Here is a 17,600-nt window from a genome sequence, read left to right on the forward strand (position 1 = left end):
GCGTCAGCTGCCAAGATGCGGCCATGACCTCACCGCACAACGACCTGCAGCGTCTGCTGACCGCCCCCATCTTGCCCACCCTCTTGCGCCTGGCGGCACCCAATGTGTTAGCCATGGTCATGACCGTGCTGGTGGGCATTGCAGAGACCTACTACGTGGGCCGCCTGGGGACTGCTCCTCTGGCCGCCATGGCGTTGGTTTTTCCGTTCGCCATGCTCACACAGATGATGTCGGCTGGGGCCATGGGCGGTGGCGTCTCGGCGGCCATCAGCCGCGCCTTGGGCGCATCGGACACTGAACGCGCCCAGACATTGCTGCTGCATGCCTTGGTGATTGGTGTGGGTGCTGGCGTGATCTACAGCGCCATTTTTCTGACTTTCGGTCCTCACTTGTACGAGCTGCTGGGTGGTCGCGGTGCCGTGCTCGAAGAAGCCGTGCGTTACTCAGGCATTTTGTTCACGGGTGCCCTGCTGGTCTGGTTGATCAACACGCTGGCTTCCGTCTTGCGCGGCACGGGCAACATGCGGACGCCCTCCGTGGCACTGGTGGCCACGGCGTTTTTGCAAATCATGTTGGGCGGCGTGCTCTCCTTGGGGGCCGGGCCGGTGCCCGCCATGGGCATGGTGGGCGTGGCACTTGGGCACATCATCGCCACAGCGGCTGGCGTGGTCTATTTCTTCTGGTACCTCGTCAGTGGTCAGGGCCGTTTGACGCTCCAGCTGAACCGCTTTGCGATGCAGCGCAGCATGTTTGCCGACATCCTCAAAGTGGGGGCTATCGCCTGCTTGTCGCCGGTGCAATCTGTGTTGGCCATTTTGATTTTCACCGGCCTGCTGGCGCAGCTGGGCACCGAGGCATTGGCGGGTTACGGCATCGGCCAACGGCTGGAGTTCTTGTTGATTCCCATCGCTTTTGGCATTGGCGTGGCCTCGGTCCCCATGGTCGGCATGGCCATGGGTTCGGGCAACGTGCGCCGTGCACGGCACGTGGCCTGGGTGGCAGGCGCCGTGTCGGCCTTCAACCTGGCCCTGATCGGGGCCGTCGTCACCCTGGCGCCCGATGTGTGGGCCCGGCTGTTCACGCAAGACGAAGCGGTGCTGAGCTACGCACGGCACTACCTGGTGACCGCAGGCCCGGCCTTTCCATTCTTTGGGCTGGGCCTCACCTTGTACTTCGCATCACAAGGCGCTGGGCAAGTCATCGGTCCAGTGCTGGCGGGGACCTTGAGGCTGGTTTTGGTGGCAGGTGCAGGCTACTGGTTGTCACAGCACCAAGGGACTGCCGACCGCTTTTATGCACTGGTGGCCGTGGCCATGGTGCTGTACGGTGTGGTCACCGCCGTCGCCGTGAAGATCACACCTTGGGGCTCGGCCCGCAAAAGCTGAGGAGATGACCCGCTCAGAAGGAGCGAACCACCACCAAACCAACAGATGTGCGGGTCACCACCGGCACCAAAAGGTACTTGTCGGTGGCCCAAGCCCCCAACGCCGAGCCCAAGGCATGCCAAGCCATGTCTTTGATCTGGCTATTGCGGTTGGCACCCCGCGAAATTTCATAACTTTGCTCCAGCACCACTGCGGCCGTGCTCACGGCAAAGCCTATCCAGGCGCGATTTTCCGATTCGCTGTAGATCTTGGTGATCGCACCGGCCAGCAATGCGCCGCCAACCGCATGGCTCAACTCACTGCTCAAACCGTCATAGGCGTGGCTGTGGGCTGAAAAAAACAACAGCACGATGGCCCAAATTTTTTTCATGGATTTGCCGCTTTCGCAAATGTGCCAGTCTAGGAGAGACTGCACAAACTGCAAGACAAGATGCCGAAAAGCTTGATCCAGATCAGTGCACCCGCACACCCTGCACAGCGGCGCAGGGCAGCGCGTTCAGGCGGCTTTGTCCAGCCCCAGCAAACGCACCGCGTTGTCTTTCAGGATGCAGGGCATCACCTCGGGGCGGAAACCGGCGACTTCAAAATCCTTCATCCAGCGCTCGGGCGTGATGAGCGGGTAGTCGCTGCCAAACAAAATGCGGTCTTTGAGCAAGGTGTTGGCGTACTGGATCAACTGCTTGGGAAAGTACTTGGGGCTCCAGCCCGACAGGTCAATCCACACATTGGGCTTGTGCGTGGCCACGCTCAGCGCTTCGTCTTGCCACGGAAAGCTCGGGTGCGCCATGACGATCTGCATGTCGGGCCAGTCGATCGCCACATCATCAAGGTGCATCGGGTTGCTGTAGGCCAGGCGCAAACCGCCACCGCAGCGCATGCCCGAGCCAATGCCGCTGTGGCCGGTGTGGAAGATCGCGGGCAGCTTGTGCTCGTTGATGACCTCGTAAATCGGCCAAGCCATCTTGTCGTAAGGGTGGTAGCCCTGCACCGTGGGGTGAAACTTGAAGCCCTTGATGCCCTCTTCCTTGATCAGGCGCTCGGCTTCGCGTGCGCCCATCTTGCCCTTGTGCGGATCGATGCTGGCAAAGGCCACCATCATGTCGCTGTTCTCGCGTGCGGCCTTGGCGATCTCTTCGTTGGGAATGCGGCGACGGCCCAGCTGTGACTCGCTGTCCACTGTGAACATGACCAGGCCGATTTTGCGCTCGCGGTAATAGGCCACGGTCTCCTCGATGGTCGGGCGGCGGTTGCTGCCAAAGAACTTGTCGGCGGCGCGGTCGTATTCCTCGCCATAGTTGTCAAACGGGTTCCAGCAACTCACTTCGGCGTGGGTGTGGATGTCGATGGCGATCAGGTCTTGGTGTTTCATGCGCTTCTTTCGCAGCAGGGTGGTGGGTGAACGATAGCCGATGCCTATGGCATTCGCCCTCGTTTGCAAGCCAGCTGCAAGAATTTTCCGGCCCAACCTAGGGAAACCACCAAGAAACAAAGTGCAACGACCTGCTCACAATATCGTTATCAATAATAACCTTCTTGACCTGACGGTCAAGTCTTTTGAGGGACGCCCCGATGACCAATCTGAACCAGCCCATTCTTGACCGCGCTGCCGCACACGGTGTTGCTTTGGAAATGCAAGGCGCTGTCGCCGTGGTGCGCCTGTGCCGCCCCGCCAAGCGCAATGCCTTGAACGATGGCTTGATTGAAGCGCTGCGCGATGTCTTTCAGAACCTGCCGCCTGAAGCCGGTGCTGCCGTCATCCACGGCGAAGGCGACCACTTCTGTGCCGGGCTCGATCTGTCCGAACTCAAAGAGCGCGACGCAGGTGAAGGCATTCACCACTCACGCGGCTGGCACGTCGCCCTCAACGCGATCGAGCAAGGCCGAGTGCCTGTGGTGGCCGCCTTGCACGGCGCGGTGGTGGGGGGTGGCCTGGAACTGGCCAGTGCCTCGCACATCCGAGTGGCCGATGAAAGCACCTTCTACGCACTGCCCGAAGGCACGCGTGGCATCTTCGTCGGCGGCGGCGGCTCGGTCCGCGTGCCCAAGCTGATTGGCGCAGCGCGCATGACCGACATGATGCTCACGGGCCGTGTCTACAACGCGCAAGACGGCGAGCGCGTGGGCTTTGCGCAATACCTGGTGCCCACCGGCACATCACTGGCCAAGGCCATCGAGTTGGCTGCACGCATCGCCACCAACGCACCGCTGACCAACTTTGCGCTGATGCACGCCTTGCCCCGCATTGCCGAACAGCCCGCCGATCACGGTTTCTTCACCGAAGCGCTGATTTCTTCGATTGCCCAGGCGGCCCCCGAAGCCAAAGCCCGCGTGCGCGCCTTTCTGGAAGGCAAAGCCGCCAAAGTGCAAAAAACCAACTGAGCGCGCTGGAGGAGACAAAAAATGAACGCCCCCAAATTCCGCCCCCTGAAGTTCGGTGTCACCCGCGTTACCTTGCGCGATGGCGTGCCCGGCACGCATTACCTGACGGCCGAGCAGCCGCTGCAGCCCTTTGCCGAGCGCATGACCGACCGTCTGCAGCACTGGGCAAAAACCAAGCCCGATCACAGCTTCATGGCGCGCCGCGTCAAGCAGGCCGATGGCACCACGGGCGACTGGAAGCACATCACTTACGCCCAGGCCTGGCAGACTGCGCGCAACATTGCGCAAGGCCTGATCGACCGCGGCCTGAGCGCCGAGCGCCCTGTCGTCATCCTGAGCGAAAACAGCCTGGAGCACGCCCTGATGGGTCTGGGCTGCATGCTGGCCGGTGTGCCTTTTGTACCCACCTCGCCGCCCTATTCGCTGGTGAGCGTGGACTACGACAAGCTCAAGCATGTGCTCAAGACCGTCACGCCGGGCATGGTGTTCGCATCAGACGCCCGCTATGCCAAAGCCATTGCAGCGACGGTGAGCGATGACATGGAAGTCGTCATGGTCGAAGGCGCCGTGGAGGGCCGCCCAGTTACCACGTTTGGCAACCTGTGTGCAACGGCTGCCACACCCGCCGTGGACGCGGCGATTGCCGCCACCGGCCCTGACACCATCGTCAAATTTTTGTTCACCAGCGGCTCAACCAAGCTGCCCAAGGCCGTCATCAACACCCAGCGCCTGTGGTGCGCCAACCAGCAGCAAATGGCGCAGTCCATGCCGGTGCTGGCCGAAAAGGAACTGGTGCTGATCGACTGGCTGCCGTGGAACCACACCTTCGGTGGCAACCACAACGTCGGCATGGTGATCTACCACGGCGGCACGCTCTACATCGACGACGGCAAGCCCACACCGGCGCTGATCGGCGAGACCCTGCGCAACCTGCGCGAGATCGCGCCCACGGTGTACTTCAACGTGCCCACCGGCTTTGAAGCGATTGCCAACGCCATGAAAACCGACGACCAGCTGCGCAAAACCCTGCTGTCGCGGGTGCAGATGTTCTTTTACGCCGGTGCCGCATTGGCCCAGCCCATCTGGGACAGCCTCTACGCATCGCAAGAGCGCGAAATTGGCGAGCGCATCGTCATGGGCACGGGCCTGGGCATGACCGAGTCCGGCCCGTTCGGCATCTTCGTGACCAACCCCTTTGTGCAGGCGGGCGATCTGGGCGTGCCCACCCCGGGCCTGGAACTCAAACTGGTGGACATGCAAGGCAAAACCGAAGTGCGTTACCGCGGCCCCAACATCACGCCCGGCTACTGGCGCGCGCCCCAAGAAACCGCCGAGGCATTCGACGAAGAAGGCTTTTTCAAAACCGGCGACGCGGTCAAGTGGATTGACGAAACCGATGTGCACCTGGGCCTGAAATTTGACGGCCGCATTGCCGAAGACTTCAAGCTGGCCACCGGCACCTTTGTGAGCGTAGGCCCGCTGCGCGGCAAGATCATCGCAGCGGGTGCCCCCTACATCCAGGACGCGGTCCTCACCGGCCTGAACATGAAGGAAGTCGGCGCGATGATTTTCCCGACACCGGCCGTGCGCGCTTTGAGCGGACTGGGTGCCGATGCCCCGATGGCCGATGTGCTGGCCTCGGCCCCGGTGCTGGCCAAGTTCCAGGAAATCGTCAACGCGCTGGCCAAAAATGCCACCGGCAGCGCCAACCGCATCGCCCGCCTGTGCCTGCTGAGTGAGCCGCCGACGATTGACAAGGGCGAGATCACCGACAAGGGCTCGATCAACCAGCGCTCGGTGCTCACCCACCGCGCCGACACCGTGGCGGCATTGCATGCCGACACGCTGCATTACATCGTCAAACCCCAATAAAACCACTCTCCTTGTAGGAGCCTGCCTGCAGGCGATGACTTCACCTTGTCAAAGGCTGATCGCCTGCAGGCAGGCTCCTACAAAAATACAGAAAGAACAACATGGCCTCCAAAGGATTTTTCAACGCTTTTGCCGATGTGTGGATGCACGAAGGCGTGCGCACGCCCATGGTCGATTACTGCGGTGCGCTGGGCCACATCTCGCCCACAGACCTCGGCATCAAGGCCGCCCGCGAAGCTTTGAAGCGCGCAGGCATCGCCGCCACCGAGATCGGCTCGGTCATCACCGGCAACATGGCCCCTGGCGACTTTGACCAGTTCTTCCTGCCCCGCCACATTGGCTTGTATGCCGGTGTGCCGCAGGAAGTGCCCGCCATCATGACCCAGCGCATTTGCGGCACCGGCTTTGAGCTGTTCCGCCAGGCGGGCGAGCAGATCGAAGCAGGCGTGTGCGATGCCGCCCTGGTGGTCGGCACCGAAAGCATGACGCGCAACCCGATTGCCGCCTTCGACCACCGCACTGGCTTCAAGCTGGGCGCGCCTGTGGGCTTCAAGGACTACATGTGGGAAGCACTGAAAGACCCGGCCGCTGGCATCAACATGATCCAGACCGCCGAAAACCTGGCCAAAAAGTACAACATCACCCGCGAAGAGGTGGACCAGTTCGCGTCCGACTCTTTCGCCAAAGCGGTGGCCGCACAGGAAGCCGGTTTCCATGCGGGCGAGATCGTGCCCGTGGTCACCGAAAAGTTTGAACTCGAAGGCTACAAAGCCCGGGGCATCAAACTGCAAGGCAAAGTGACCGAGGTCAGCACCGACACCCACCCCCGCATCTCTCCGCCTGAAGTGCTGGCCAAACTCAAGTCGGTCTACGAAGGCGGCGTGCAGACCGGTGGCAACAGCTCGGCCCTGGTCGATGCGGCAGCGGCCTGCGTGGTCACCTCGGGGGCCTATGCCAAAGCGAACAACAAAAAGCCGCTGGCCCGCGTGGTCGCCGCCGCCGCAGTGGGCGTGCCGCCCGAGATCATGGGCATCGGCCCCGCGCCCGCCATCCGCTTGCTGCTGGAGCGCACTGGCTTGAAGCTGTCCGACATTGGCCGCTTCGAGATCAACGAAGCGCAGGGCGCGCAGACGCTGGCCGTGGGCCGCGAGCTGGGCCTGGACTTGTCCAAGCTCAACGTCAACGGCGGCGCTATCGCCCTGGGCCACCCGCTGGCCGCGACCGGCGTGCGCCTGACGATCACGCTGGCGCGTGAATTGAAACGCAGCGGCTTGCGCTATGGCATCTCCAGCGCCTGTGTGGGCGGTGGTCAAGGCATTGCGCTCTTGATCGAAAACCCGGAAGGCAAGTGAACACATTAGAGGATTTGTAGGAGCTTGCCTGCAAGCGATGGCCTGAGGTCCATCACGGCCCCATCGCCAGCAGGCTGGCTCCTACAAAAAGACGAAACACAATAAAGGAAACGACATGAACATCCAAGGACAAGCAGCTCTGGTCACCGGCGGTGGCTCCGGCCTCGGTGAGGCCACCGCCCGCGAACTCGCCCGCATGGGCGCCAAGGTCGCGGTGCTCGACCTCAACATGGACAACGCCGAGCGCGTGGCCAAAGACATCGGCGGCATCGCCGTCAAATGCAACGTCTCCGATCCAGACAGCATGGCCCAAGCCATCGAGACTGCCGCAGCCGCTCACGGGCCCGCCCGCATCCTGATGCAGATCGCAGGCATTGGTTCGGCCAAGCGCGTGGTTGGCAAAGACGGCAACGCCGCACCGCTGGAAGACTTCGCCAAAGTGATCAACGTCAACCTGATCGGCACCTACAACGCAGCCCGCTTGTTTGCAGCCGCCTGCGCCAAGCTCGACCCGATGGAAGATGGCGCGCGTGGCGTGATGGTCTTCACTGCCTCGGTCGCGGCCTTTGATGGTCAAGTCGGCCAACAGGCCTACAGCGCCTCCAAGGCCGGTGTGGCAGGCATGACCCTGCCCATGGCCCGCGACTTGGCGCAACACGGCATCCGCGTGTGCACCATCGCCCCCGGCCTGTTCAAAACACCTTTGTTGGCGAGCTTGCCCGAGCCTGTGCAGCAGTCTCTGGCCGCCAGCATCCCCTTCCCTGCCCGCCTGGGCAAACCCAGCGAATTTGCCGAGCTGGCCTGCCACATCGTGCACAACGACCACCTGAACGGCGAAGTGATCCGCCTCGACGGTGCCCTGCGCATGGCCCCACGTTAAGAGAACACCATGAGCAAAACCGTTGTTTACGAAGTGCAGGTGATGTTCGGTGACTGCGACCCCGCAGGCATCGTCTTCTTCCCCAATTTCTCCAAATGGATGGATGCCTCATCCTTGAACTTCTTTGTGAAGTGCGGCGTGCCGCCCTGGCGCGAGCTGGTCAAGACGCGCGGCATCATCGGCACGCCGCTGTTGGAGATCAACACCAAATTCATCCGCCCCGCCACCTATGGCGAAACCATCCAGGTGCACACCAGTGTGCAGGAGTGGCGCGAAAAGGTCATCGTGCACAAGCACGTGGTCATGCGCGGTGACACTGTGCTGTGCGAAGGGACTGAAGTGCGCGCCTTCTGCATCAAGCACCCCGAAGACCCGGACCGCATCAAGGCCATCCCGGTGCCCGAAGACATCAAGGCCTTGTGCGCCTGATCCGGGCATTTGCGCTGTTCAACCCTTTCGTTTTCCCCTAACCTGTGTTTTCCAACCCACCCTCCGAGGAGACAAGCATGAAACTCAAGAAAACCCTGCTGGCTTTGGCCATCACCGCCGTGTCCAGCACCGCTGCGCTGGCCGACATCAAGATCGGCGTGAGCCTGGCCCTGACCGGCCCCGGCTCCGGCCTGGGCATTCCGATGCAAAACCAGTTCAAACTGTTCCCACAGACCATCGGCGGTGAAAAAGTCCAACTGATCGTGCTGGACGACGGCACCGATCCTGGCAAAGGCGCGGCCAACGCCCGCCGCTTTGTGACCGAAGACAAGGTCGATGTGATCATTGGCTCGTGCATCACTGCTGTGGCCGCAGCCATGACTGACATCGCCGCCGAAGCCGGTACCGTGCAACTGGCAGGCTCGCCTGTGGGTGTGCCTCCCGGCAAGGACAAGTGGCTGTTCCGCCTGCCCCAGTCCAACACCGTGATGGGCTACGCCGTCGTCGAGAGCATGAAAAAGCAAGGCATCAAGACCATTGGCTTCCTGGGCTACACCGACGCCTATGGCGAGCAGTGGCTCAAGGAAATCACCCCCATGCTGGACAAAGCCGGCATCAAGATCGTCGCGACAGAGCGCTTTGCTCGGACCGACACCAGCGTCACCCCACAGGCCCTGAAAATCACAGCGGCCAACCCCGATGCGGTGCTGGTGGTGGCCTCGGGCTCGGGTGCAGCCATGCCCCAGCTGGGCCTGCTCGATCGCGGCTACAAAGGCAAAATCTACCAGACACACGCAGCGGCCACCATGGACCTGATGCGCGTGGGTGGTAAGGCTGTGGAAGGCACTTACGTGGTCTCCGGCCCCGTGATCGCCCCCGACCAGCTGCCTGACAGCCATCTCTCCAAAAAAATGGCGCTGGACTTCGTGGCCAAGTACGACAAGGTCTACGGTGCTGGCAGCCACAACCAGTTTGCAGGCCATGCCTACGACGCTCAAGTGGCACTGGAAAAAGCCATTCCATTGGCACTGAAGAAAGCCAAGTCCGGCACACCCGAGTTCCGTGCAGCACTGCGTGACAGCTTGGAAACCATGGGCCGCACCACTTTCGCCCACGGCATCATGAACTGGACTGCAGCTGACCACTGGGGCTACACCATGGAAACCGGTGTGATGACCAAGGTCGTCGACGGCAAGTTCAAGGTCGAATAAGGCCTTGTCCACCCAGGCCCCGGGTCACCGGGGCCTGGCCGCACGGCGCAGCGGCATCTCTTTGTGCATTTCTCTCTTCAAGGTTCCATCATGGACTTCTCCATCGCCAGCATCTTGCTGCTGGACGGCGTGACCAACGGTGCGGTGTATGCCCTGCTCGGGCTGGCCACCGTGCTGGTGTTCACCGTCACCCGGGTCATCTTCATTCCGCAAGGTGAGTTTGTGGCCTACGGCGCACTCACCCTCGCCATGCTGCAAAGCGGCAAGACGCCGGGCACGGTCTGGCTGCTGTTGATCCTGTCGGTGGTGGCCGCCCTGATGGAGTTGGTCGAACGCTGGCAGCACCACGGCAATGCCGTGCGCGCTGCGCAATCGGCGCTCAAAACACTGGCTTTTCCGGCCCTGATTTCTGCGGTGTCCATCTGGGCTGCGCCCCAACAATTCCCGCTTGGCGTGCAAGCCGCACTCAGCTTGGCCATCGTCACCGCTTTCGGTCCACTGGTTTATCGCGTGGCCTACCAGTCGCTCGAAGCGGCCACCCCACTGGTGCTGTTGATCGTCTCGGTGGGCGTGCATTTCGCGATGACCGGTCTGGGCTTGCTGTTCTTTGGCGCCGAAGGCTTTCGCAACCCGCCCTTCTGGGACGAACGCTTCACCGTCGGCCCTCTGACACTTTCTGGCCAGACCGTGATCACCTTTGCCGTGTCGCTGGCCCTGATCGTGTTGCTGTGGCTGGTCTTTGAAAAGTCATTGCGCGGCAAGGCGCTGCGTGCCACAGCCGTCAACCGCACCGGTGCACGCCTGATGGGCATTTCAAGCCACACCTCAGGCCAACTGACTTTCCTGCTGGCGGCATTCATCGGTGCCCTGTCGGGCCTGCTGATCGGCCCCACAACCACCGTGTTTTACGACTCAGGCTTCCTGATTGGCCTCAAGGGCTTTGTGGCTGCGGTCATTGCGGGTCTGTCCAGCTATCCCGGCGCTTTGGTCGGTGCCTTGTTTGTGGGTACCGTGGAAGCCTTTGGTGCTTTCTGGGCCAGTGCCTTCAAAGAGGTGATTGTCTTCACCCTGATTTTGCCCATCCTGCTTGTGCGGTCCCTGCGTAGCGGTCACAGCGACGAGGAACACTGATCATGCTGAAAAAACAAAACATCGCTTTGCTCGTGCTGGCTGCGGCCGTCCCTGTGACCGCCCTGCTGCCGCTGCCGGACTTCTGGATCGCCCAGCTCAACTACATCGGCCTGTACGCCCTGGTCTGTCTGGGGCTGGTCTTGCTCACGGGCGTGGGCGGCCTGACCTCCTTCGGTCAGGCGGCCTTTGTGGGCATCGGCGCCTACACCACCGCCTGGCTCACGCTCAACACCGGCATGTCGCCCTGGCTGACCTTGTTCGTCGGCCTGGCCCTGACAGCCGCCAGTGCCCTGATCGTGGGCTTCATCACGCTGCGCATGTCGGGCCACTACCTGCCGCTGGCCACGATTGCCTGGGGCTTGTCGCTGTACTACCTCATGGGCAACCTCGACGCCTTGGGCAAATACGACGGCCTGCTGGGGCTCAAGAGCCTGTCCATTCCAGGGTTCAACGGCGACATCGACATCGGCCAAGGCCGTCTGTTTTTTGTGCTGACCTGGGCCATCTTGCTGGTCGGTGCCGTGGCTTTGCTCAACCTGCTCGACTCCCGCCCTGGTCGGGCCATTCGCTCGCTCAAGGGCGGCACGCAAATGGCCGAGGCCATGGGCATCAGCACCTTCCGCTACAAGGTCACGATCTTCGTGATTGCGGCCATGTTTGCCGCAGTGGCAGGCTGGCTGCTGGCGCACTTCCAACGCACCGTCAACCCGTCGGCCTTTGGCCTGAAGATGGGCATCGAATACCTGTTCATGACCGTGGTCGGTGGTGTGGGTTACGTCTGGGGCGCCATTGTGGGCGCAGGCCTCATCAAGCTGCTGGACGACCAGTTGCAAGTGCTGCTGCCCGCCCTGATCGGCACCAGCGGCAGCTACGAAGTCATTGTGTTCGGCATCGCCCTGGTGTTGGTGCTCAAGTACCTGCCGGATGGCCTGTGGTCGGTGGTGGCGCGCAAGCTGCCCAGCCCGCCACGTGCGGTCGACTGGCAAAACGCCGACGCCCTGCCCGAGCGCCGCAAGCCGCAATCGGGCGAGCGTGTGTTGTCGGTGCAGGCCATCCGCAAGCAGTTTGGCGGCCTGGTGGCGGTCAACGACATCAGCTTCAACATTGAAGCGGGCCAGATCGTCGGCCTGATCGGCCCCAACGGCGCAGGCAAATCCACCACCTTCAACCTGATCACGGGCGTGCTGTCCAAAACCAGCGGGCAGGTGAACTTCTGCGGCGAAGACATTGGCCACCTGCCCTCGCGTGCGATTGCGCGCAAAGGCATGGCGCGCACCTTCCAGCACGTCAAAATGATCGCCGACATGACCGTGCTCGAAAACGTGGCCCTGGGTGCCTACATGCGCGGCCGCAGCGGTGTGCTCTCGTCCATGCTGCGCACCAACAAAACCGAAGAGCAGCGCATGATGAAAGAAGCCCAGCGCCAGCTCGAACGCATTGGCATGGGCGCTTACCTGCACGAGCAGGCGGGCAACCTGGCCATGGGGCCACAGCGCCTGATGGAAATCGCCCGCGCCCTGTGCTGCGACCCTGCGCTGCTGCTGTTGGACGAACCTGCAGCGGGCTTGCGCCACAAGGAAAAGCAAGGCCTGGCCCAGGTGCTGCGCCAACTGCAAACTGAGGGCATGAGCATCTTGCTGGTCGAACACGACATGGACCTGGTGATGGACGTTTGCGACCACCTGGTGGTGATGGAGTTCGGCACGCTGCTGACCCAGGGCACCCCCGCAGAAATCCAAGCCAGCCCCGCCGTGCGTGCGGCTTACCTCGGAACGGAACACTGACATGTCTACCCCTCTCCTCAAAGTCACCGACCTGCGTGCGGGCTACGGCAAAGCCGAAGTGCTGCACGGCCTGAGCCTGCAAGCGGCCAAAGGCAGCGTGATCACCGTGATCGGCCCCAATGGCGCAGGCAAGTCCACTTTTTTGAACAGCCTGATGGGCATCCTGCCCGCCAAGGGCCAGATCGAGTTCAACGGCCAGTCGATCACCGACCTGACGCTCGAAGAGCGCGTGATGCAAGGCATCTCGCTGGTGCCCGAAAAGCGCGAGCTGTTCGGCACCATGAGCGTCGAAGACAACCTGGTGCTGGGCGGCTACCGCCAGATGCGCCTGGGCAACGCGCAGTGGCGCAGTCGCCTCGCCGACGTGTTCGACCTGTTCCCCCGCCTCAAAGAACGCCGCCTGCAGGAAGCGGGCACGCTCTCGGGCGGTGAGCGCCAGATGCTGGCCGTGGGCCGCTCGCTGATGTCGCGCCCCGCCTTGCTGATGCTCGACGAACCCAGCCTGGGCCTCGCGCCGCTGATCGTGAAGGAAATTTTCACCATCATCGAAACCCTGCGCCAAACCGGTGTAACCATCGTGCTGGTGGAGCAAAACGCCCGCGCCGCGCTGGCCGTGGCTGACGACGGCTATGTGCTGGAAATGGGTGAAATCGGCCTGCACGGCAAAGCCGCCGATTTGGCGAATGACCCGCGTGTGATCGACACCTATTTGGGTGCCGCGAAAAAGTAATTGACGGAACTGACCATGAATGCCTACCAACCCCGCACCGACGACATGCAGTTTGTGTTGTCCCGCGTGCTGAACGCGCCCGCCCAACTGCAAGCCCTGCCCGCCTTTGCCGAGGTGGACCCGGAACTCATGCAGCAGGTGCTCGATGAAGCGGGCAAGTTCGTGGGTGAAGTGATCGCCCCGCTCAACCGCGATGGCGACGAGATCGGTGCGCAGTGGAAAGATGGCGCGGTCACCATGCCGCCAGGCTTCAAGGACGCCTACCAGTCGTTCTGGCAATCGGGCTGGCCTGCGCTGGCCGCCAGCGCCGAAGACGGCGGTCAGGGCCTGCCCAGCGTGCTCGAAGCCATGCTGTACGAAATGCTGTCGGCCGCCAACCACGGTTGGACCATGGCCCCCGGCCTGCTGCACGGCGCTTACGAGTGCATCAAACACCACGCCAGCGACGAACTCAAAGCCCTGTACCTGGAGAAAGTCGCCACCGGCGAATGGCTGGCCACCATGTGCCTGACCGAGCCGCATGCGGGCTCCGACCTGGGCCTGGCCCGCACCAAGGCCGTGCCCCTGACCGATGGAACGTACGCCGTCAGCGGCACCAAGATTTTCATTTCGGGCGGCGAGCACGACCTGACCGACAACATCGTGCACCTGGTGCTGGCCCGCCTGCCCGACGCGCCGCCCGGCCCCAAAGGCCTGTCGCTGTTTCTGGTGCCCAAGTTCTACCCCGACGGCAGCCGCAGCCGCGTGCACTGCGACCGCATCGAAGAAAAAATGGGCCTGCACGGCAGCCCCACCTGCGTGATGCGCTTTGACGAAGCGGTGTGTTCCATCGTGGGTGAGCCCGGCAAGGGCCTGAACGCGATGTTCGTCATGATGAATGCCGCCCGCCTGCATGTGGCCCTGCAAGGCATTGGCCTGTTGGATGCCGCCTGGCAAAAAGCCGATGCCTACGCGCAAGAGCGCCGCCAGATGCGTGCCCCCGGCAAAGGCAAGAGCGCTGGCGAAGCCGACCTGATTGGCGAGCACCCCGCCATGCGCCGCATCCTCGACACGCAACGTGCCTGGGTCGATGCGGGTCGCGTGCTGGCCTACCGCACCGCGCTCGAACTCGACCTGATCAAACACAGCATTGACGCCGACACGCAAGCCGCCGCGCAGCGTTGGTGTGCCTTGGTCACGCCGGTCATGAAATCGGTCTTCACCCACCAGGCCTTCCATGGCGGCAGCGACTGCCTGCAGGTGTTTGGCGGCCACGGCTATGTGCGCGAGTGGGGCATTGAGCAGATCGTGCGCGACGCCCGCGTGGCCATGATCTACGAAGGCACCAACGAAATCCAGGCGATTGACCTGCTGGTGCGCAAGGTGCTGGCCGATGGCGGCACCGGCATGAATGCCCTGCTCGACACGGTCGCGGCCGACCTGCCCAAGGCAGCCAAAGCTGGCACCGCAGCACAAGCCCGCATCCAGACCCTGCGCGCCGTGACCGCGCAGATCGTCAAAGCCGCCCCGCAAGACGCGGCGCTGGCCTTCCGCGTGGCCGACGACTACCTGCGTGCCGTGGCCCTGGTGCTGATGGACTGGGCCTGGTTGCGCATCGAAGCCGGTGTCGATGCCGACACCCCGAATGCCGAAACACGCTGGCTGGCCCCGGCCAAGGCCCTGCGCAGCTGGGTGCTGCCCGAGTTCCAGATGCGCACCTTCATCATCGTGCAGCAGTGCACGGCTGTGGCCTGATCTCCCTCGCCATGTCCAGCCCCGAAAAGCCCATGGGAGCCGAACTCGCCGCAAGCTCGGCGAAGGCGCACACTCGCGCGAGACCAGCGCCGAAGGAAAAAGCACCACGCACAGCTTCGGCCAAGAAGCCCAGCGCGGGCGCTGCAATCGACAAGGTGGACACGGCTTATTTGCAAACCCTGATGGGCTACAACGCCCGCCGTGCAGCGCTGAGCATCATTGAATTGTTTTTGGAGCGACTGGCCCCCTATGGCCTGAAACCGGTGGACTTTTCAGTCATGTCCACCATCCAGCACAACCCTGGTGTGACTTCACGTCAGTTGTGCGCCACGCTCAACCTGCTGCCCCCGAACTTGGTGGGCTTGATCCAGTCACTGGAGTCTCGAGGCCTGATCGAACGCAAGCCTCACCCGCACGATGGCCGCGCCGTCGGCCTGCACGCCACCCCCAAGGGCAAGGCCTTGATGGTGCAAGCCGAGCAAACCGCCAGCGAGCTGGAAATCGAAAAAACCGCCAAGCTCACACCCGCTCAGCGCAAAACCTTGCTGGAACTCCTGCAAAAAATTTACCTCTGACCGTAACCTGCTTGCGCTTGTACAGGCGCGCACCGGTTCGTGCAGACTCAACGGCTTGCGGCGCGTTCTGCCAGGAAAATTTCGATGCGGCGGTTGCGCGCACGACCAGCCTCGGTGCTGTTGTCGGCGATCGGCTCACGTTCACCTCGGCCATCAATGGCAATGCGGCTGGCATTCACACCACGCGTCACCAAATAATCGCGCGCGCTTTGTGCCCGGTTCACCGACAAGGCATTGTTCTGGGCATCACTGCCCACGTTGTCTGTGTGGCCGATGATGCGCACCTCGGTGCTGGGCTGCTGCGACAAGCCTTGCGCAAACTGGTCGAGGATGGGACGCAGGTTCGGTTTGATGTCGTAGCGTCCCGAATCAAAAGAAATATCGTTCGGAATGCTGAGTTTGAGCTGGTTATCAGGCGTTTGCGTGACCACGGTGCCGGTGCCGGCAGTTGCAGCTTCCATGGCGCGCTTTTTGTCTTCCATGGTCTTGGACCAGACATAGCCGCCCAAGGCCCCCAAACCGGCACCAATGGCCGTAGATTTCGTGTCGCGCCCCAAAAGCTGCCCGGCAACCGCACCAATCAGTGCCCCGGTGCCCGCGCCTTTTTGCTCGGGTGTGGCCGTGGCGCAACCGGTCAACAAAATGGCAACGGCGCAAGTCGCAGCGCCAAAGGTTTTCAAGGAAATGTGCTGGTTCATTTGGAAGGTCCTTTCAATCCATGTCGCGAACTCTAAGCCGAATGCGTCGCCGTGACCGTACTGCAGCGCACAAGGTTGCAAGCAATTGCGACAAGCCCTCCGCCCCACCCCTTACCCCACCCCTCCCCCAGCCTGTGCGTGACAGCTCAAGCCTGGCCCATCTGGCAAGATATTCACCATTGATTTGCCAAATGAAACCCATGAACACCACTTTGCCCCCATCCAGTGACCATGCCTTGCTCATCGGCCGCATCTGGCAACCGGGCCTCGGTCCGGTCTTGGTCGCGGTCACACCCGAAGACGTGCTGGATCTGTCCAAATTGGCCCCCACCTGCAGCGATTTGCTGGAACACGATCAACCAGCTGCCAAGGTTCGGCAATGCATCGCTTCTGGCCAAGCTGTCCCATTGGCCAAAACCTCTGCCGTTTTGACAAACAGTGACGAACCAGGTCGCAACACGGCCTTGCCGTGGTTCATGGCACCTTGCGACTTGCAAGCCATCAAGGCGTCAGGCGTGACCTTTGTGGCCAGCATGCTCGAACGGGTGATCGAAGAGCAGGCCCGGGGCGATGCCAGCCGGGCCGAAGCCGTGCGACAGGCAGTGGTCGCGGTGATCGGTGACAACTTGCGCAGCGTGGTACCTGGCTCGCCCGAGGCCACCCAACTCAAAGAGGTGTTGCTCGCCCAGGGCATGTGGTCGCAATACCTGGAAGTGGGCATTGGCCCGGATGCCGAAATCTTCACCAAGGCACAACCCATGAGCGCGGTCGGCACGGGGGCGCTGGTGGGCATCCACCCGGGCAGCCAATGGAACAACCCGGAGCCCGAAATCGTGCTGGCCGTCAACTCGCGTGGCGAAGTGGTCGGCGCCAGCTTGGGCAACGACGTGAACCTGCGCGACTTTGAAGGTCGAAGCGCCCTGTTGTTGGGCAAAGCCAAGGACAACAACGCCAGTTGTGCCATCGGGCCGTTCATCCGCCTGTTTGACGCGCATTTCGGCATTGACGACGTGCGCCAATGCGATCTGAGCCTGCAAGTACAAGGCCCCGAAGGTTTTGTGATGCAAGGCAGCAGCTCACTGAGCCAGATCAGCCGCGACCCGTTGAATTTGGTGGCGCAAGCCATGGGCAAGTACCACCAATACCCGGACGGCATGATGCTGTTTCTGGGCACCATGTTTGCCCCCACCCAGGACCGCCATGGCCCAGGCCAGGGCTTCACCCACGTGGTCGGTGATGTGGTGAGTGTCTCCACACCGCTATTGGGCACTTTGGTCAACCGCGTCACGACCTCGGACCAGGCCGCGCCCTGGGTCTATGGCACTCGGCAATTGATGCGCGATCTGGCAGCGCGGGGGCTGCTGGCATAATTTCGGCTTTTCGCCCTGCGCCAACCCCATGGGACACCCCGCTTGAAGGCACAGGGCACCACTGAAAGAA

At 62.3% G+C, this 17,600-nt stretch carries 16 protein-coding genes; 13 read left to right on the top strand and 3 right to left on the bottom strand.

Features of this window, described 5'->3' with window-relative positions; genetic code table 11:
• The first annotated feature begins 23 nt into the window (after positions 1-23).
• A complete protein-coding gene (locus ACZ5VE_RS10160; protein WP_464455061.1) occupies positions 24-1,385 on the top strand; it encodes an MATE family efflux transporter in 1,362 nt (453 codons plus the stop codon).
• A gap of 13 nt (positions 1,386-1,398) precedes the next feature.
• Here the strand turns inward: ACZ5VE_RS10160 and ACZ5VE_RS10165 are convergent, their stop codons facing one another.
• Both ACZ5VE_RS10165 and ACZ5VE_RS10170 read right to left on the bottom strand, forming a co-directional pair.
• A complete protein-coding gene (locus tag ACZ5VE_RS10165; protein ID WP_464455062.1) occupies positions 1,399-1,755 on the bottom strand; it encodes a hypothetical protein in 357 nt (118 codons plus the stop codon).
• 126 nt (positions 1,756-1,881) lie between these two features.
• Positions 1,882-2,754: an amidohydrolase family protein gene (locus tag ACZ5VE_RS10170; protein WP_464455063.1), complete on the bottom strand. Its 873-nt coding sequence runs from the start codon at positions 2,752-2,754 to the stop codon at positions 1,882-1,884.
• A 260-nt stretch (positions 2,755-3,014) separates the two neighbouring features.
• Between ACZ5VE_RS10170 and ACZ5VE_RS10175 the strand changes: the two genes are divergently transcribed.
• The 11 genes from ACZ5VE_RS10175 to ACZ5VE_RS10225 all read left to right on the top strand — a co-directional run bounded on the left by ACZ5VE_RS10175 (position 3,015) and on the right by ACZ5VE_RS10225 (position 15,462).
• The gene (locus ACZ5VE_RS10175; RefSeq protein ID WP_464457475.1) at positions 3,015-3,764 is read left to right on the top strand and encodes a crotonase/enoyl-CoA hydratase family protein; all 750 of its coding nucleotides are present in this window, start codon (positions 3,015-3,017) and stop codon (positions 3,762-3,764) included.
• Positions 3,765-3,785: 21 nt separating this feature from the next.
• The gene (locus ACZ5VE_RS10180; RefSeq protein ID WP_464455064.1) at positions 3,786-5,636 is read left to right on the top strand and encodes a feruloyl-CoA synthase; all 1,851 of its coding nucleotides are present in this window, start codon (positions 3,786-3,788) and stop codon (positions 5,634-5,636) included.
• Between the two features lie 101 nt (positions 5,637-5,737).
• Positions 5,738-6,988, top strand: coding sequence for a thiolase family protein (locus ACZ5VE_RS10185; protein WP_464455065.1), 1,251 nt, complete (start codon positions 5,738-5,740; stop codon positions 6,986-6,988).
• A gap of 115 nt (positions 6,989-7,103) precedes the next feature.
• Positions 7,104-7,868 carry an SDR family NAD(P)-dependent oxidoreductase gene (locus ACZ5VE_RS10190; RefSeq protein ID WP_464455066.1) on the top strand — a complete coding sequence of 255 codons (765 nt, stop codon included), beginning with the start codon at positions 7,104-7,106 and terminating at the stop codon, positions 7,866-7,868.
• A gap of 9 nt (positions 7,869-7,877) precedes the next feature.
• The gene (locus tag ACZ5VE_RS10195) at positions 7,878-8,297 is read left to right on the top strand and encodes an acyl-CoA thioesterase (protein ID WP_464455067.1); all 420 of its coding nucleotides are present in this window, start codon (positions 7,878-7,880) and stop codon (positions 8,295-8,297) included.
• Between the two features lie 77 nt (positions 8,298-8,374).
• Positions 8,375-9,508: an ABC transporter substrate-binding protein gene (locus tag ACZ5VE_RS10200; protein WP_464455068.1), complete on the top strand. Its 1,134-nt coding sequence runs from the start codon at positions 8,375-8,377 to the stop codon at positions 9,506-9,508.
• A gap of 90 nt (positions 9,509-9,598) precedes the next feature.
• Positions 9,599-10,639, top strand: coding sequence for a branched-chain amino acid ABC transporter permease (locus ACZ5VE_RS10205; protein ID WP_464455069.1), 1,041 nt, complete (start codon positions 9,599-9,601; stop codon positions 10,637-10,639).
• A gap of 2 nt (positions 10,640-10,641) precedes the next feature.
• The gene (locus ACZ5VE_RS10210; RefSeq protein WP_464455070.1) at positions 10,642-12,423 is read left to right on the top strand and encodes a branched-chain amino acid ABC transporter ATP-binding protein/permease; all 1,782 of its coding nucleotides are present in this window, start codon (positions 10,642-10,644) and stop codon (positions 12,421-12,423) included.
• A gap of 1 nt (position 12,424) precedes the next feature.
• The gene (locus ACZ5VE_RS10215; protein WP_464455071.1) at positions 12,425-13,153 is read left to right on the top strand and encodes an ABC transporter ATP-binding protein; all 729 of its coding nucleotides are present in this window, start codon (positions 12,425-12,427) and stop codon (positions 13,151-13,153) included.
• Between the two features lie 15 nt (positions 13,154-13,168).
• Positions 13,169-14,887 (top strand): acyl-CoA dehydrogenase family protein, encoded by a 1,719-nt coding sequence (locus ACZ5VE_RS10220; RefSeq protein ID WP_464455072.1) that lies wholly within the window; start codon positions 13,169-13,171, stop codon positions 14,885-14,887.
• Between the two features lie 32 nt (positions 14,888-14,919).
• Positions 14,920-15,462, top strand: a complete 543-nt coding sequence (locus tag ACZ5VE_RS10225) for a MarR family winged helix-turn-helix transcriptional regulator (RefSeq protein ID WP_464457476.1) — start codon at positions 14,920-14,922, stop codon at positions 15,460-15,462.
• Between the two features lie 47 nt (positions 15,463-15,509).
• Here ACZ5VE_RS10225 and ACZ5VE_RS10230 read toward each other — a convergent pair whose 3' ends face one another.
• Positions 15,510-16,160: a YiaD family glycine zipper/OmpA-like lipoprotein gene (locus tag ACZ5VE_RS10230; RefSeq protein WP_464455073.1), complete on the bottom strand. Its 651-nt coding sequence runs from the start codon at positions 16,158-16,160 to the stop codon at positions 15,510-15,512.
• Positions 16,161-16,360: 200 nt separating this feature from the next.
• Here ACZ5VE_RS10230 and ACZ5VE_RS10235 point away from each other — a divergent pair, with 200 nt between their 5' ends.
• The gene (locus ACZ5VE_RS10235) at positions 16,361-17,530 is read left to right on the top strand and encodes a fumarylacetoacetate hydrolase family protein (protein WP_464455074.1); all 1,170 of its coding nucleotides are present in this window, start codon (positions 16,361-16,363) and stop codon (positions 17,528-17,530) included.
• Positions 17,531-17,600 lie beyond the last annotated feature (70 nt).

This window comes from Limnohabitans sp. INBF003 (assembly GCF_055396645.1).

Excerpts from the sequence above, each read along its gene's own strand:
- ACZ5VE_RS10160 (WP_464455061.1), top strand. The coding sequence starts at position 24 with ATGACCTCACCGCACAACGACCTGCAGCGTCTGCTGACCGCCCCCATC.
- ACZ5VE_RS10165 (WP_464455062.1), bottom strand. The coding sequence starts at position 1,755 with ATGAAAAAAATTTGGGCCATCGTGCTGTTGTTTTTTTCAGCCCACAGC.
- ACZ5VE_RS10170 (WP_464455063.1), bottom strand. The coding sequence starts at position 2,754 with ATGAAACACCAAGACCTGATCGCCATCGACATCCACACCCACGCCGAA.
- ACZ5VE_RS10175 (WP_464457475.1), top strand. The coding sequence starts at position 3,015 with ATGCAAGGCGCTGTCGCCGTGGTGCGCCTGTGCCGCCCCGCCAAGCGC.
- ACZ5VE_RS10180 (WP_464455064.1), top strand. The coding sequence starts at position 3,786 with ATGAACGCCCCCAAATTCCGCCCCCTGAAGTTCGGTGTCACCCGCGTT.
- ACZ5VE_RS10185 (WP_464455065.1), top strand. The coding sequence starts at position 5,738 with ATGGCCTCCAAAGGATTTTTCAACGCTTTTGCCGATGTGTGGATGCAC.
- ACZ5VE_RS10190 (WP_464455066.1), top strand. The coding sequence starts at position 7,104 with ATGAACATCCAAGGACAAGCAGCTCTGGTCACCGGCGGTGGCTCCGGC.
- ACZ5VE_RS10195 (WP_464455067.1), top strand. The coding sequence starts at position 7,878 with ATGAGCAAAACCGTTGTTTACGAAGTGCAGGTGATGTTCGGTGACTGC.
- ACZ5VE_RS10200 (WP_464455068.1), top strand. The coding sequence starts at position 8,375 with ATGAAACTCAAGAAAACCCTGCTGGCTTTGGCCATCACCGCCGTGTCC.
- ACZ5VE_RS10205 (WP_464455069.1), top strand. The coding sequence starts at position 9,599 with ATGGACTTCTCCATCGCCAGCATCTTGCTGCTGGACGGCGTGACCAAC.
- ACZ5VE_RS10210 (WP_464455070.1), top strand. The coding sequence starts at position 10,642 with ATGCTGAAAAAACAAAACATCGCTTTGCTCGTGCTGGCTGCGGCCGTC.
- ACZ5VE_RS10215 (WP_464455071.1), top strand. The coding sequence starts at position 12,425 with ATGTCTACCCCTCTCCTCAAAGTCACCGACCTGCGTGCGGGCTACGGC.
- ACZ5VE_RS10220 (WP_464455072.1), top strand. The coding sequence starts at position 13,169 with ATGAATGCCTACCAACCCCGCACCGACGACATGCAGTTTGTGTTGTCC.
- ACZ5VE_RS10225 (WP_464457476.1), top strand. The coding sequence starts at position 14,920 with ATGGGAGCCGAACTCGCCGCAAGCTCGGCGAAGGCGCACACTCGCGCG.
- ACZ5VE_RS10230 (WP_464455073.1), bottom strand. The coding sequence starts at position 16,160 with ATGAACCAGCACATTTCCTTGAAAACCTTTGGCGCTGCGACTTGCGCC.
- ACZ5VE_RS10235 (WP_464455074.1), top strand. The coding sequence starts at position 16,361 with ATGAACACCACTTTGCCCCCATCCAGTGACCATGCCTTGCTCATCGGC.